This is a genomic window from Streptococcus sp. CF8_Ac1-9, from assembly GCF_024295565.1.
GTDB classification, from domain to species: domain Bacteria; phylum Bacillota; class Bacilli; order Lactobacillales; family Streptococcaceae; genus Streptococcus; species Streptococcus parasanguinis_X.
In genome coordinates, this window is record NZ_JANCOY010000001.1 from 469,846 (window position 1) to 485,291 (window position 15,446).

At 38.6% G+C, this 15,446-nt stretch carries 16 protein-coding genes and 1 other annotated feature; of the genes, 1 reads left to right on the top strand and 15 read right to left on the bottom strand.

Features of this window, described 5'->3' with window-relative positions:
* Window positions 1-15: 15 nt before the first annotated feature.
* The 11 genes from NML76_RS02370 to NML76_RS02420 form a co-directional block, all read right to left on the bottom strand.
* Window positions 16-1,275, bottom strand: a complete 1,260-nt coding sequence (locus tag NML76_RS02370; protein ID WP_254732578.1) for a UDP-N-acetylglucosamine 1-carboxyvinyltransferase — start codon at window positions 1,273-1,275, stop codon at window positions 16-18.
* Window positions 1,276-1,467: 192 nt separating this feature from the next.
* Window positions 1,468-2,658 (bottom strand): methionine adenosyltransferase, encoded by a 1,191-nt coding sequence (gene metK / locus NML76_RS02375; protein ID WP_070673920.1) that lies wholly within the window; start codon window positions 2,656-2,658, stop codon window positions 1,468-1,470.
* Between the two features lie 262 nt (window positions 2,659-2,920).
* Window positions 2,921-4,153, bottom strand: coding sequence for an ABC transporter permease (locus NML76_RS02380; protein ID WP_118095643.1), 1,233 nt, complete (start codon window positions 4,151-4,153; stop codon window positions 2,921-2,923).
* 139 nt (window positions 4,154-4,292) lie between these two features.
* The gene (locus tag NML76_RS02385) at window positions 4,293-4,724 is read right to left on the bottom strand and encodes a hypothetical protein (RefSeq protein ID WP_118095644.1); all 432 of its coding nucleotides are present in this window, start codon (window positions 4,722-4,724) and stop codon (window positions 4,293-4,295) included.
* 135 nt (window positions 4,725-4,859) lie between these two features.
* Window positions 4,860-5,291, bottom strand: coding sequence for a hypothetical protein (locus NML76_RS02390; RefSeq protein ID WP_118095645.1), 432 nt, complete (start codon window positions 5,289-5,291; stop codon window positions 4,860-4,862).
* Between the two features lie 171 nt (window positions 5,292-5,462).
* The gene (locus NML76_RS02395; protein WP_049490930.1) at window positions 5,463-5,930 is read right to left on the bottom strand and encodes a deaminase; all 468 of its coding nucleotides are present in this window, start codon (window positions 5,928-5,930) and stop codon (window positions 5,463-5,465) included.
* A gap of 251 nt (window positions 5,931-6,181) precedes the next feature.
* On the bottom strand, window positions 6,182-6,541 hold the full coding sequence (gene rplT / locus NML76_RS02400; protein ID WP_000124834.1) for a 50S ribosomal protein L20: 360 nt from the start codon (window positions 6,539-6,541) through the stop codon (window positions 6,182-6,184).
* Window positions 6,542-6,590: 49 nt separating this feature from the next.
* Window positions 6,591-6,791 carry a 50S ribosomal protein L35 gene (gene rpmI / locus NML76_RS02405; RefSeq protein ID WP_003003453.1) on the bottom strand — a complete coding sequence of 67 codons (201 nt, stop codon included), beginning with the start codon at window positions 6,789-6,791 and terminating at the stop codon, window positions 6,591-6,593.
* A gap of 33 nt (window positions 6,792-6,824) precedes the next feature.
* A complete protein-coding gene (gene infC / locus NML76_RS02410; protein WP_003003721.1) occupies window positions 6,825-7,355 on the bottom strand; it encodes a translation initiation factor IF-3 in 531 nt (176 codons plus the stop codon).
* Between the two features lie 16 nt (window positions 7,356-7,371).
* Window positions 7,372-7,502: a sequence feature (ribosomal protein L20 leader region), on the bottom strand.
* A gap of 23 nt (window positions 7,503-7,525) precedes the next feature.
* Window positions 7,526-8,206 (bottom strand): (d)CMP kinase, encoded by a 681-nt coding sequence (cmk, locus tag NML76_RS02415; protein WP_070589255.1) that lies wholly within the window; start codon window positions 8,204-8,206, stop codon window positions 7,526-7,528.
* Between the two features lie 14 nt (window positions 8,207-8,220).
* Complete coding sequence (locus tag NML76_RS02420) at window positions 8,221-8,676, bottom strand: SAG1386/EF1546 family surface-associated protein (RefSeq protein WP_070673914.1); 456 nt, start codon at window positions 8,674-8,676, stop codon at window positions 8,221-8,223.
* A gap of 45 nt (window positions 8,677-8,721) precedes the next feature.
* Here NML76_RS02420 and NML76_RS02425 point away from each other — a divergent pair, with 45 nt between their 5' ends.
* Window positions 8,722-8,922: a ferredoxin gene (locus NML76_RS02425; protein ID WP_070673913.1), complete on the top strand. Its 201-nt coding sequence runs from the start codon at window positions 8,722-8,724 to the stop codon at window positions 8,920-8,922.
* Between the two features lie 9 nt (window positions 8,923-8,931).
* Here the strand turns inward: NML76_RS02425 and NML76_RS02430 are convergent, their stop codons facing one another.
* The 4 genes from NML76_RS02430 to NML76_RS02445 all read right to left on the bottom strand — a co-directional run bounded on the left by NML76_RS02430 (window position 8,932) and on the right by NML76_RS02445 (window position 15,436).
* The gene (locus NML76_RS02430) at window positions 8,932-9,408 is read right to left on the bottom strand and encodes an EbsA family protein (protein ID WP_023917814.1); all 477 of its coding nucleotides are present in this window, start codon (window positions 9,406-9,408) and stop codon (window positions 8,932-8,934) included.
* Window positions 9,409-9,502: 94 nt separating this feature from the next.
* Window positions 9,503-12,028: an LTA synthase family protein gene (locus NML76_RS02435; protein WP_254732579.1), complete on the bottom strand. Its 2,526-nt coding sequence runs from the start codon at window positions 12,026-12,028 to the stop codon at window positions 9,503-9,505.
* Complete coding sequence (locus NML76_RS02440; RefSeq protein ID WP_254732580.1) at window positions 12,028-13,776, bottom strand: rhamnan synthesis F family protein; 1,749 nt, start codon at window positions 13,774-13,776, stop codon at window positions 12,028-12,030. The genes NML76_RS02435 and NML76_RS02440 overlap by 1 nt, the downstream gene beginning before the upstream one ends.
* Before the next feature lies 1 nt (window position 13,777).
* The gene (locus NML76_RS02445) at window positions 13,778-15,436 is read right to left on the bottom strand and encodes a glycosyltransferase family 4 protein (protein WP_254732581.1); all 1,659 of its coding nucleotides are present in this window, start codon (window positions 15,434-15,436) and stop codon (window positions 13,778-13,780) included.
* Window positions 15,437-15,446 lie beyond the last annotated feature (10 nt).

Here is a 15,446-nt window from a genome sequence, read left to right on the forward strand (position 1 = left end):
TCCCAAGTTCTGTCACTATTCCTCTACCAACTGGATATCTGCTCCAAGTTGGGTCAATTTATGAATAATATCTGAATACCCGCGAAGGATGTATTCCACATTTGTAATTTCTGTTGTTCCAGAAGCCATGAGACCGGTGATCACTAAAGCCGCACCAGCTCGAAGATCCGTCGCTTTCACACTGGATCCTGTCAATTGATTTGGCCCTTCATAAATAATGTGGTCGTTCAAGGTCGAAATGTTGGCCCCCATTTTAGCCAATTCTGGTACATGGTTGACCCGCTTTTCATAAATTGTATCAACAATGCGTCCACGTCCTGCAGCCGTTAAGAGCAAAGGTGTGATCGGTTGTTGCAAATCAGTCGCAAAACCAGGATAAGGAGACGTTTTGATCTGGATGGCCTTCAAGCCCGTCTGCTTTTCTACAAAGATACTATCTTCAGAAATGGTCATGCGCACACCCATTTCCTCTAACTTAGCAATATAGCTCTCTAAATGCTCATACAGGACATTATTGATCTGGATACCTTCCCCAATAGCAGCTGCAAGGGCAATATAGGTTCCTGCTTCGATACGATCTGGAATCACCTGATGTCTCGTTCCATGCAATTGTGGAACACCATCAATGATAATAATATCTGTCCCTGCTCCACGAATATGGGCTCCCATGTTGTTGAGCAAGGTCACCACATCGATAATTTCAGGTTCCCGCGCCGCATTTTCGATCACTGTCCGACCTTCAGCCTTGACTGCTGCCAAAATCGTATTGATCGTTGCACCGACACTAACAGTATCCATGTAGATGTTTGCTCCTTGAAGAGGCTTGCCATCAGTCGCAAGTTTCATACTAGAGCCATCCATGGTCATAGCAGCTCCCATCGCTTCAAAGGCCTTCAAATGCAAATCGATCGGACGTGGGCCAAGGTCACACCCACCAGGAAGTCCAACAGTTGCTTGACCATAGCGCCCTAACAAACTGCCATAGAAATAATAGGAAGCTCGCAGACTGTTGATCTTTCCAAATGGCATGGGCATATTCTTCACCCCACGTGGATCAATGACCAAACTGTCTTCTTTGCGCTCGATCTTAGCCCCCATGATGGTCATGATTTCAATCAGACTCGCCACGTCGGAGATATCCGGTACCCCATCAAGGGTCACGATATCATCCGCCAGAATGGTCGCCGGAATCAGGGCTACTACACTATTTTTTGCACCACTAATGGTCACCTCTCCTTTTAGAGGGTGACCACCATTTATTACAATTTTTTTCATCTTAATAATTTATTAGCTCTTTCAAGTCTTTTTCCTTTTACTATCGTTTTTTGTAACGAAAATAAAAGGGACAACGTATTCAAAATACTGCATCTATTATACCACAGATCGACCTATTTTTCCATCTGTAGGAATTTTCAAAACGAAAAAAAGCTAGGATCAACTTGACCCTAACTTTTCCATTTCAACGAATTATTTTACAGCTTCTTTCAAGGCTTCTACCTTGTCCAAACGTTCCCATGGAAGGTCAATATCTGTCCGTCCCATATGGCCATAAGCCGCTGTTTGACGATAGATTGGACGTTTCAAATCCAGCATTTGGATAATCCCTGCAGGACGAAGGTCAAAGATTTGACGCGCTGCTGCTTCTAATTTGCTTTCAGCAACTGTTCCCGTACCGAAGGTATCGATCCGAACAGAGACAGGTTGAGCCACCCCAATGGCATAAGCCAATTGCACTTCTGCTTTCTTAGCAAGACCTGCTGCTACGATATTTTTGGCAATGTAGCGAGCTGCATAAGAAGCGGAACGGTCCACCTTAGTGGCATCCTTACCAGAGAAGGCACCACCACCGTGACGTGAGTAACCACCATAAGTATCCACGATAATCTTACGACCTGTCAAACCTGAGTCCCCTTGAGGTCCACCAATAACAAAGCGACCAGTAGGGTTGATGAAGAATTTGGTCTCAGCATCTAGATAAGAAGCTGGAATCACCTCTTTGATGACCTTGTTAATCACATCTTCGTGGATTTGTTCATTGCTGACATCTGGATCGTGTTGAGTTGAAATAACGACTGTATCCACGCGCACAGGGCGGTCGTTTTCATCGTACTCAACAGTGACCTGTGATTTAGCATCTGGACGAAGATAGCTGATTTCACCAGACTTACGAAGCTCTGCCAAACGACGAACCAACTTGTGGCTGAGTGAAATTGGCAATGGCATAAGTTCTTCTGTTTCATCCACCGCAAAACCAAACATAAGACCTTGGTCTCCCGCTCCGATCAAATCAAGTGGATCTTGATCTTCATTTCCACGTACTTCCAAGGCTTCATTAACCCCTTGGGCAATATCAGGAGATTGTTCCACCAAAGATGGGTGTACTCCTACCGTCTCAGCAGAGAATCCATATTCCGTATTAGTATATCCAATTTCTGCAATGGTATCACGAACCACACGGTTAATATCCACATAAGCAGTCGTTGAAATCTCACCGAAGACATGCACGGAACCAGTATAAACAGCTGTTTCGGCAGCCACGTGAGCTTCTGGATCTTGCTCTAAAATAGCATCTAAAATAGCATCTGAAATTTGGTCTGCAATCTTATCTGGATGCCCCTCAGATACTGATTCAGACGTGAAAAGTTTACGTTCTGACATAAAAATGTCCCCCCTTAAAAAATATTGTTATAGAGTTACAAAGTACTGATAGAAGATTTCTACCACCTTATCGGGACCATATAACATCTAATTATAACACAATTTCTCTCATAACTTCTTTATTTCTAAAAAGAAAAAGATATAGTTTAAAACTATATCTTTTTCCTTAATCCCTAATAGGAAATTTCAAGTTGTTTAAAGTAGAAAGTTGAACGCGAATGATATAACAGTTGCCACATTTAGTAGAATACTCCAAATTTTCCTATTCTTTATTTAGATTTTTAGGAAATATACCTCCAATAAATACCAGGACTCCTAAAACCAAGGATAAAATATTTGGACCTGTCCAATAAGGATCTAGCGTACCTATGATGGAAACAATAAATAAGACGGCTGATGTATTTAAGAGACCCACATTTCCATTCCTCATACCTATGAAAAGTAATATAGTCGCAATCATAAAACAAATATAATGGATGGCACCAATATATAAGATCAGTAGATACATGGGGTTTCCTAAAAATAAAGGAAAAATCATAATACCAAGGTGGCAGACTGCTATTATAAGGGCGCTCCATAACCAAGACGAATGAAGAATGATCCTCTTTGGCGAATTTTCTTTATCATTGTTTGATTGTATATCAGCATTCAACTGATCGTTTACATCTATCTCTCCTTCTACTTGAGGGTATTCCATCTCTGGTTTAATTTCAATAGATGATACTTCTTGTACTTTCACCTTGGACTCCCAGCTAGCTGCAACTTTCTCAAGTAAACTAAAAACACGACAAGCAATATAAATCGATAAGAGAAGATAAAAGAGACCGTAAAAGCTTATACGAGAGATGAAAGAGTATACTATACCTATCTCAACAAGGGAAGATAAAATGAGCAAAAGAGAAAAGACTTTCTGAAGTTTCTCACTTGTACTTGTGATCATAACATTAATCAGAAGTAAAAACATTAACTCCATTACACTGTATCGAAGTGTAAAAGCGTAAATATCACTCGTTCTATCCATACCAATCAATATAAATAGTGGAGAAATATTTGTAGAGGCAACAAATAGTACTAAATAAGCTATCGATGATTTCCAACCATCTTTACTTTTCCAATTGTTTAAAAGCTCCCTCATTTCTACATTCTTTATAAGCAAGCAAATCCATATTAAACAAATGATATTTAGCACAAAGGAAATGTTCATCAGATTTGTTGGGGAGAAAGGTGGTAAAAAAAACATCAGTAGTTGGGTAATTGAGAGGAGAAGAGCAGCTATCAATCCTTCAACATTTAAACGCTGATTCATGATTCTCCAAATTACCCAGCAAATAATCATTCCATTCCATATAGAAAAAATACTAGAGACAGTGAACAGTGGTGTATTTCCATTTAAATTTTGGGAACTATAGTTCACTACTATACTACTACCATAAGAAACAAGATAAAGAATTGCTTCAAGAATTAGCAGTATACCATACCATTTTTTTCTAGACATAGATTCTCCTCCACTTTCTAAGAAAAGTATTTAAGGATTCATTTATTTAAATTATAACACAATTTGTAACCGTTTTCTTAGTGCGTTATCAGTACTAAATAAATAAAAAAGATGGGATTGAACACCCTACCCCCTATCATCAGTCTTCATTTTTAAACAATACAGTTCCAATCAATACCAGCACTCCTACCACAAGCGGTGGTATATGATTAATCACCCAATCCGGATCACCCGCAGCAATAAATGAAAAAACATAAATAGCTACTGCTATATAAAGAGTTGCTTTATTGCCATTCACATTCCCATTCCAAAGCAGGATAATTGCAATCACAAAGCTAATCATATGGATTCCCAAAAAGTACAAAAAACCACCAGCCCACGCTCCCATTGAAAAGAGACCTAATAAAAGTAAAACTATATAAACAATGGCCAAGAACAAAGCAATAGAAAGGATTACAGAATTTCCAATTCTCTTCTCTGGCTTCATTTCATTGTTCGGAAAAAGACTTTCATCTGAAGCATATGCCTCTTTTTCTTTATCTACTTCAAGATTTTTCTGTTGATCAGTCATAACTTTCTCCTAACATTTTTAGTTATTTTTTCAAATAATAGCGCTTAAAAATAGAGCGGAAGAACTGATTTAACCATCTCTTTGATCGACCCGAATACTTTTTATTGAGTAGAGTTGACCATACCCATTTTTTAATTAAGAGCTTTTCTCTTCTTCAACTAAGAGTGTTCCAATTAAAACCAGAATACCTAGCAGTAACGGAGCGATTCGAAAAATTTCCCAATCTAGTTCAAAACCCAAGATGATAGACAGCAGATAGAGTCCAACACTCGTATAGAGGAGGCTTTTATTCCCCTTCTTCATCCCTAGTCCAAGTAAAATGGTTCCAATAACAACACCTAAGAAGTTTGGTGTTAGAAAAATCAACAACATGAAAAATCCCAAAATATTAAAGAAAAAGACAAACAATACAAGATAGATAATGGATAGGTAAAAGGTTACTGAAAGAAAAATAGAATGTAAGCTATTTTCTTTTGGAGGATTCTGAACAAATATAGAATTGGGATGATCTTCACTGATCTTACTATGTTCTTTATTTTCCTCAAGATGTTTCTCTTGGTTTGTCATCATTTTCTCCTACCTTTCTTATATTTTTATGTTTTTCCTTTAACACCATTATACTTGATTCCATTATTCTTTTCATGATAGCCATCTATTCAATGCTATCTCTTAAACATTAATTTGGACAGGTTTCCAATTAGATTACTAACATATCATGAAATGGACTAAAAGCCTTCCCTAAATAAAATCAGCCTCTGCAATAGCTCTTTTCACTTCTTCAATTGGTAAATTGACCAGTTCTACTTCTTTTTCGCGGTAGAGGTATTCGGCATATTCATCGATGCGGTATTGATGGATATAAACGACCCGCTTGCAACCGACTTGAAGCAACTGCTTGGTGCAATTGAGGCAAGGAAAATGCGTCACATAAGCTGTAAAGCCTTTGGGAATTCCACGTTCAGCTCCTTGCAAAATAGCATTGACTTCCGCATGAATCGTCCGGACACAATGTCCCTCGACCATGAGGCAGCCATCCTCTAGACAATGATCTGTCCCAGAAACGGATCCATTATAACCTGTTGCAATGACCTTATTATCCTTAACTAGTACAGCCCCAACCTTAGCTCGATTACAGGTCGCTCGATTCGAAATCAGTAAGGCCTGTGCTGCAAAATATTCATCCCATGCTAGTCGATTGTGTGTCACCTTTATATCCTCCATCTCTCCTCATATCGGTTACGATTATTTTCATTATAGCATGAAATCAGCAAGAAAAAAAGGGAGTGGGAAAGAACTCTGACTAGTAAAAAAGAGTTCGTTTTCCACCCCCGCACAGTTGATTAGGTCATCTTTAGAGCTTAAAAAGCGAATAAAGATACCAATCAACCACTGCGTCATACAGTTATTTCTATCATACATCAAAGGCTGGACAACTTTTGCCCAGCCTATTATAAACATTATTTACCAAGTTTTGCTTTAGCTGCATCTGCAAGAGCTGTGAAAGCTGCTGCATCGTTAACAGCCAAGTCAGCAAGCATTTTACGGTTAACTTCGATCTCAGCCAATTTCAAACCATGCATCAATTGTGAGTATGAAAGTCCGTTCATACGAGCTGCCGCATTGATACGTGTGATCCACAATTTACGGAAGTCACGTTTCTTTTGACGACGGTCACGGTATGCATAGTAGTAAGAGTTCATTACTTGTTCTTTTGCAGTACGGAACAAGATATGTTTAGCTCCATAGTAACCTTTAGCTAATTTAAGAATACGTTTACGACGTTTGCGTGATACAACGCCACCTTTAACACGTGCCATTTATATTTCCTCCAATATTTCCTAGAATTCTTTACTTACGAATACGCGATTATTTCAAGCGAGTAAGCATTGCTTTGATACGTTTGAAATCTCCTGCATGCACCATAGATGCTTTACGAAGATGACGACGTTGTTTCTTAGTTTTTCCGTGGAAACGGTGAGAAGTGTAAGCACGGAAACGTTTAAGTCCACCAGAACCTGTACGTTTGAAACGTTTAGCTGATGCGCGGTGTGTTTTTTGTTTTGGCATGATATTTTCTCCTTTTTTTAACTTTCTGACAGATTATTTCTTGTCAGTTGCTGGCGCCAATTGCATGAACATTTGACGTCCATCCATCTTAGCTCGTTGTTCGATGATCGCCACATCTTGTGTCGCTTCAGCGAAGTCGGCTAAAACTTTAGCACCAATCTCTTTGTGGGTAATCATACGACCCTTAAAGCGAATGGATACCTTCACTTTATTTCCTTTTTCAAGGAATTTGCGAGCATTGCGAAGTTTTGTATCGAAATCACCCTTGTCAATCACTGGGCTCAAACGAACTTCTTTCACGGTCACAACGCTTTGTTTTTTGCGTTGTTCTTTTTGCTTCTTCTGGTACTCAAATTTGAACTTACCGTAGTCCATAATTTTCGCAACAGGAGGTTTAGCTTGAGGTTGAATGAGAACCAAGTCAACATTAGCGTCGTCCGCAAGTGCTTGCGCTTCGCTAAGTGGTTTGATACCCAATTGCTCACCTTCAAGACCGATTAAGCGAACTTCACGTACACGAATTTCATCATTGATGAATAAGTCTTGCTTTGCTATGGTTTTCACCTCTTTTTTATTATTCGAGAAAAACAAAGAACGGACCTGTGCAAAACAGGCCCGAACTACATGATGTATTTCATTACTGAAACTTGATCCGTAGGGGCCAGGCAACTTGCGTCACAAGGCGAGAAGTTCTCACTTCTGCTTTTCTCAACTTTTATATGATATCAAGTTTTTTATTCTTTGTCAAGAAGTTTTTTTGCTTTTTCTTCAATAAATGCAACAACGTCTGCAATTCCAACACCCGTTGTGTCAAAATGAATGGCATCAGCTGCAGGTTTCAAAGGAGAAACGGCACGGTGGCTGTCCTTATAGTCCCGCTCAGCGATTTCTTTTTTCAACAATTCAAGATCCGCTGTGATGCCCTTTTCAACATTTTCCTTATAACGACGTTCTGCCCGCTCCTCAACAGAAGCGACCAAAAAGATCTTCAACTCTGCATGTGGAAGGACGACTGTCCCAATATCACGTCCATCCATAACGATGCCCCCCTCTGCTGCAATTTCTTGCTGTAGAGCGACAAGTTTTTCACGGACTGGCGCAAGTGCTGCAACCCATGAAACATTGTTGGTCACTTTGTTATCGCGAATTGGGTGGGTAATATCCACGTCTGCTACAAAGACAAGCTGCTCTCCCTCTTCCGATCGACCGAAACTAATTGGATACTGATCTAAAAGGGCTAAGAGGTCATCAACCTGTTCAGCTGTCAGATTATTTTGCAAAGCTAGATATGTCGCTGCACGATACATAGCCCCCGTATCTAGATACGTATAGCCTAGATCCTTGGCAATGATCTTTGCAACTGTGGACTTTCCACTAGAAGCCGGTCCATCAATGGCAATTTGAATTTGTTTCATGTTGTCCTCAACTCCTACTGAATCTTAACGACATCACCAGGATTGGCATACCAAGATCCTGTAGACATGTGAGATGGATTTAATTGTTCCAATTGGGCAATGGAAATACCAGCACGCGCAGCAATCGCTGCTTCCCCTTCACCTGCTTGAACAGTGATCGTCCCTTCTTCAGCGTTCTCATCTTTTGAACTATCGTCTTTAGCCGCTTGGTCAGTTTGTGCTGCAGGGGCTGATGATTTCTGTTCAACCTTAGTCTCTCCATTGTAGAAACCAGACATTTGTTTTGATTTGTTGCTGCCACCTGTTGAAAGGAAAATCAACAAGCAGACCATCGCCACTACTACTACAAAGAAAATAATGGCTAAAATTGTCAATAGACGATCTGCCTTCATTCCGTTTAACTTACTCGTTCTTTTCAATGTTTCTTCTCCATCATCGTAAATATCTTCTTCCCATGGTTCTTTTGCCATGACTTCCTCCTTGTTTTTTCTCGTAAAAATCATTACAATAGAAGTATGAAAGTTACGTTAATTCCAGATCGTTGCATCGCTTGCGGTCTCTGTCAGACCTATTCTGAATTATTTGATTACCATGACAATGGCATCGTTAAATTCGCTTCTGAAGAGGACGACCTCCTTGAAAAGGAAGTTCCTGTCACAAACGATGTTCTCGACGCTATCAAAGAATGCCCCACTCATGCTCTCTTAAAAGATTAAGAGGGCTTTTTATTTGTTTGCATAATACATCTCGTAGTAATCCACATGGATGAAATTGTCCGTAAGGATTACTTCTCCCTTAAAATAAGGATTTAAGGCAAGTGCATTGATAAAATATTTCTTCGGCCATTTACGCATACAGAATGTCCGACTGCGCGAACCATCATTAAAAATGAGCTTGATCGATTTCTTATTTACTTCGACCTTTTCAATCGAGTCAATCTTCACCTTGATTGGAGTAAAAGGATTAGCTGTAATAATCCGCAAGATCCCATCCTCATAGATCGTGAAGTAACGATGGACCCCAATCGCGAGCAAGACCATAAATAAAAAGAACGAAAACAAAACTAGCGTTGGCACACTAGAGCTCTCATACATCAAGGCCAGTCCAATAAAGACCGGAATCACTGCAATGGACCAATAAGTCACAAGAATAGATAAGTCCGGTTGCCAATGATAATGGACCTTTCCAAATATCTTAATCATGAGCGTACCCCCATCTAATAGTTTAGCATAAAAAACAAAAAAAAGGGAGCCAGACAGCCAAAATCACAAAGATTTTTACCTGCTAGCACTCCTTTTAATTGGATTTGTTGGTTGGGACTTTAAAGAAGTCTTTAGAAAGGTAACCTTTCCCACTAATCAAGTCGTATTCAACCATTTTCAAATCCTCTGCAATTTCTTGTGCTTCTCCTTCCAAGGCCTTTTTATCGACACTTGCTTTTTTCAGTACTTCTGTCAACAAAGCATAGTAAGGCGAAACTTTTGAATTGGTCTGTTCAAAGACCATAGCAGAGAAATCACTTGAATTGACCAAAGGATAGTTCAATTTCGGTGCATCAAAATTACTCCAAATAAAGTAGTCTGTCTGATACTGACTCTCCGGATTATTCTTAAAGGCGGACTCAGGATAAAGACCTGGCAAATGATCCCCATAAAATACCACTGTAATCTTCTTATCTATTTTAGAAAGACTTTCCAGGAAGGATTGGGTGGCGGTGTCAGTTTGTGAAAGTAAACGACTGTAGAAAGTCAGTTTTGAATTTTCTTCATCACTAAACCCTTTACCTTTTGCATCCAAGGTTTCTGGATTTGCTTCTAACCATGGAGTATGATTTTGCATAGTCATCACAGAAAAGAATTGTCCGGTTTTGTCGTTTAAATTATCCAACACAATATTATAGGTGGATTCATCACTCGGACTAATTCCTTCTTTTCTGTACTTGATTCCCTTTGTATCCGTCGTAATAAAATCTTTGAAATCCAATCTCGAATACACGATATCCCGAGAATAATTCGATTTACCTGCCAAGTGAACAGCAATCTTATTCTTTTTTGAGTATGCATTACTGATAGACGGCACATCATGGATCTTAGGAAGAACTTCCGTATACAAGACAGATACAGTTTGTGATAAATTATAGAATGGTAAACCTGTAAGAGTCTGGAACTCCATATTTGCAGTTCCGCCACCATATCCATCCGATTGCATTTGCCCACTCGTGTGGGTCTTCATGATGTTCTCAATATTGGGAATCGGATTTTGCGTAAGCTCAACTCCCTCGACTTTTCTAGGATCAGAAAAACTTTCACTCAGAATATAAATGACCGTTTGATCGTTTAAGTAGTTACTTCTCTCCTTATTGATCGCATTCGACAAGTTGGTATATTTTTGGGCTATTTTCTCAAGACGTTCTTTGGAATAACCATCCGGTTTTGGAACAACCTCCGTCGTCAATTGATTCATCCAAACATAAGACAATCCTTTGTAACGAGCATTGGTCGTATTCCCTAGCCAATTAATATCTTGGTAATTGTTCAGGGTGCTAATAATTGGTACATTATCCTTGATCTTCCCGTTTTCTTTATCACTGAATATCCCATTGACACTCTTAAAGCATAAGAGCATCACTGCAATAGCTCCGATTTGTATTTTCCATGAAGAAATAATTCTTCCTTTAAAGAGGTACTTTTTCCCGACAATCAGTAGACAAACCAGAAAGACCACCAATAAAAAGATGTAAAATATTTGCGCTTTGTCCATAAAGCTCAAAAGCGTCATTGGCTTGGTTAACCAAGTTAAATCACTCGGTAAAACTGGTTCATTCCTCATGCCAAACTTGATGGAATTTGCAACTACAAAAGCAATGGAAACAATGGAAATGAGACAGGTAGCAATCCAATATTGATTGATACAAATGTAAACAAAGATAAGTATCGCTGTCAGAATGAGAATTTGAAATAAGATGGCATCTGGAATCGTGTAATGAACGCCTAAGAAGGGTTCTGTTCGACCTAAACTGAATTGGATAAAATAATTCAATACAATTGCAATAGTGGTACTAGAGAAGAACACTAAAGAGAAACTCGGCTTGTTCTTGACGAAATCTCGCTGCCCTTTTGTATACAAGAATCCAAGCAAGGAAATCAATGGAAATAGAATGTATAAGAATTCATTTGTTAACCAAAATTGCTGAGCTGAGTATTTGCCAATTTCAAAGGCCTTATACAAAAAATTATCTGTTCTATAAATAAGGGTCGAAAAATTTTTGTCTGTTACGATAAAGGTGATCAAGAGTTGCGACAAGACCAGATACTGATAGTTCTCGCCAATCTCTTCTCCTCCTTTTTTCCGACTTGGTAGCTTATCATAATGCTGTCGCAATAGAACCAAACCACCTGTAGAAGCAAACAGAAGGAAAATGACTAGGAAGGAGTCCGTTCTAAAGAATGGATTCTGATCAAAATTCCAAACCTTGTATTTCGGATTATTCAAATAAATTGTGATTTCCGTCAAATAAGAAAGGGTATTGTAGACCAAATAACTGACAATCAACTTTAATGGAAACCATTTTTTAAAATTAAATTGGGATAATATTGGAATTAACAATAGGAAACTAATTCCAAATAGAATTCCTAAAAAATTGACATATTGTAGGACAGTCCCCGTTGCTTTGTTATGTACTGCAAGATTGTTCTGAGCTAGGTAAAAATTAAAAAAAGAAAATAGAACGAAAGTAACCCCATAATACCACTGAGTTCTTGAGACTTTCGATAATGCTGAGAGGATAAATTCTTTAACATTAAACTCTTTTTTCCGTTTCATTATTTCACTTTCTTTATCATTCTTTTTAGTATATATTTCACAGCTCTTGCTGGTCCAATCACAATATACTTCAAGGCCCCTTTAATCCCTCCTATTTGATTAAAGTCCACAAAGGTATGCGGTTGGAGATCCTCACGATTGTTCAATTGCTTATTATCGATAAACGGTGTCAGAACATGTGGGTTTTGAGAGATCCTAAAGTCATATTTTTGATCCCAAGCAATATAGATCAACAAGCGTTCAATCGCATGAAGGATTGAATTCTGTGGTAGAGGTTCTGCTGGAACATCTGCTGCTGTCAAATTCAAATCAAAGAGTGGTTTCAAAGCATCGTATTTAAACCAAACAAAGGTTCCATAACTCATAACAAAGGTATTGAGATTTTTGAAGTCAATCGTCTTGGTCGCTCCTATCCGTTCCCAGAGCTTGTTCATCTCTGGTGAAATAAGAGCCTCATTCCAGGCAACCACTATTCGATTGTAACGGAAGAAAGTTGGAATATCTGCGATAGTGATTCCGACTTTTGGATTGGCCTCCATATTGGCCAGGATTTGATCAGCCGGGTTAACTAGCATCTCGATCAATTCTTTGCGCCAAGATTCACCTGCCCAAAAATCTGCTTCTTTGGATTTCTTGGTATGGAAATGGCCAACATAGTCATAACGAGAGAGTTGCTCTTTTAAGAGCAACATTGGCAACACATCTCGTCCAATATTTCCAGTCACCACAACCGTCGCATCTTGTGCTCGATTAGAAAGGATTTGTTCAATAGCCTGCTTCTTCTCTTCTTCATCTGTCGTAATCCATAAGTCATAGGTGAAATGAAAAGCTTGGAAAGCATCTAGAAATTCTTCCAAGAGATCCACATAAAAGACATGAAGATGAACCGCAACTTTTTTATCAAAATCTCCTGCCAATTCCTGATTTTTCAAGTACTTACGAGACAAGAGATAAGGATAGTCCGGACGATCGATCATAGACATGTGGTTGAGAATCAAATCTAATGGATAGTTCGAAACACGCTCCAACTCATCAAAAATATAAGGCATAATCCCTTCATTGTTTGCAATGGTTTTGACTTTGATAAAAGGAACCTTATGACGGAGAATCGCTGTAGGATTGTAGTAAGAAAAGTCCGGATAGAGCATCCCTGTGGTGTCTTCATGAATGGTATCAAAGACCGTCTTATAGCGAAAACCAGCATCCAAGAAATTCGTTGTGACTTTGGTTTCATAGTTATCAATCACATCTTGAACATTGGTGAAGTCTTGAACACCCTGCCAAAATTCTAGGAAGGCGCTTGATGTCAACACCTGTTTTTTAAAACTGAGATAATAACTCTGAATATGCTCGTTAAAATCCTTGTCTTTCCGGTAATTGGTCATTCCCCAGAAATCCACTTCAGTATCATTTTCAAACCGCTGATAGATTGGTTCTAGATCCCAAAGAGGTCCAAAGCAGGTATCATTCATGAGGGTAACCGAATCAAAATGAGCCAGTTGATCAAAGCCGACTGTCTTCATTCCATCCCGCCAAGCCGCAAAGTCAAAGCCACTATTTTGGCGCTCTAGAATATCGTCTACCAGATGTTGTGCTACTAAATTAGACTTCACATCTTCTGGTAGTTGACTATTGGAGATAAAGACCACCCGTGTATATAAGGGACGAATCTTTTCTAATTGATAGAGTACATGCCCACTAATAAAATTAAACTTATTGTAGTGAACATATAAAAGTAAACGTTGCATATTATTTCCTTATTCTAAAGAATTTCAAGATCTTTGTTGGAATAGTCCAACGGCGAGAATGGATGATGGAATTGTATTCATGAGATAATTTTTTATGATTCTCATGTAAGTTGAATAGGTGTCTGCTAAATTCTTCGTCACTTTCTTTTTCATAGGAGAATTGAAATTGATTACCTGAACTATTCGAAAGATCAAACAGAATATGTGGATGGGTATTAAAGAAAACCAAAACATCCTCGAAATCAATTCCGTTTGAAGTTACAAGAGGAATTTCTCTTTGATCCTCCAATGCAATCAATGACAATTTTTTATAGGATCCCGGAAATTCTGAAAGTAATATTTTTAGACTCTTTTCCTTTTCAAGCTTGAAGATAATAGAGCCCTTATTTTCCATTCTCTCTTTTGTTATTTCATGGTAGGCTGAGTGAAGTCCATCGTTAGAAGCTGAAATCACCACCTGAGATTTACCAATTACTTCGAGATCACGATTATTGAATTTCATCCCCAAAAATCGAGCATACTTAGAGGAAAGCTTTTGGTTACCAATTGGCGTTTCTACTTCAATGTTATCTTTAAAAACAGCATAGATCGTCTCAAGATTATATTTCTTTCGAGCGAGTTCTTGATCCAGTAATTGTTTTTCTTTATAGCTATCAAAATTCTCAATCACTGTAGCCATTTGTTGACTTAGCAGATCTCTATCTCCTAGTGGATATAAATTCCCAGATTCTAAAAATTTACTCGAAGACAAATGACCTAAATTATCGGAAATGATTGCCGGAACTCCATTGAGGACTGATTCCACAAATACTAAAGAAAATGTTTCTAATTTAGCAGGCAAGACGAGGATATCTTTATCTGTCACCAAGGACCATGGATCCGAGTGAAAACCAACAAAAGTCACACGATCTAGATGATGCGTTTGAATATAGTCATCCATCAACTTTTTGTACTGCTCATCCCATCCTCCGATAAAAACCAGTTCGATATCTTTCCGATTTAAACCATTATAGGCTGCAAGCAACTCAAGCTGATTTTTTCGTTCATTAATTCCACCGATTGATACAAAACGAGAAACAGTAGAATTCTTAAGAGGTCGCTCTTGAACTTCTGTATAGGGGATAAACGGAATCAATTTATCAGTCGTAAAATAATTCGTTAGAGTGTGATACAATTCCCCTTCTACTACAAAAATTTTATCAGACAAATCATCAATTAAGGGAATCAGGTCCTTATAATAACCGAACTCGCCAAAAGGAAATTCATGAATAATATAAAAATGTCTGGCCTTTTCACACGCAGCTGCAAATGCCCCCTGAAACACATTGACTGTATTCGAAATAACCAGTTCGATCTGTTCATTCCGGATAATTTCTCTTACTTCCTCAATATTCTTTTGTTGAGAAGCTTGGATTTCTAACTCTGAAATGTTCAGCGTCTTAGACTCAGGCCACCACCACTGATTGGTTTTTAACTGAAATAGTTTAATTCCAGTTGTATCCATATGACGGAGATAGTCTTTATCAATGTGTGGAGCATTATCCGGTATCACATTATAAACTTCGTGACCTTCTTGAACTAATAACTTCATTAGATTCAGAATTGATACTTCTGCTCCACTAAACATGGCTCCAACAGGAGAAACAAATAAAATTTTCATAGCCTACACC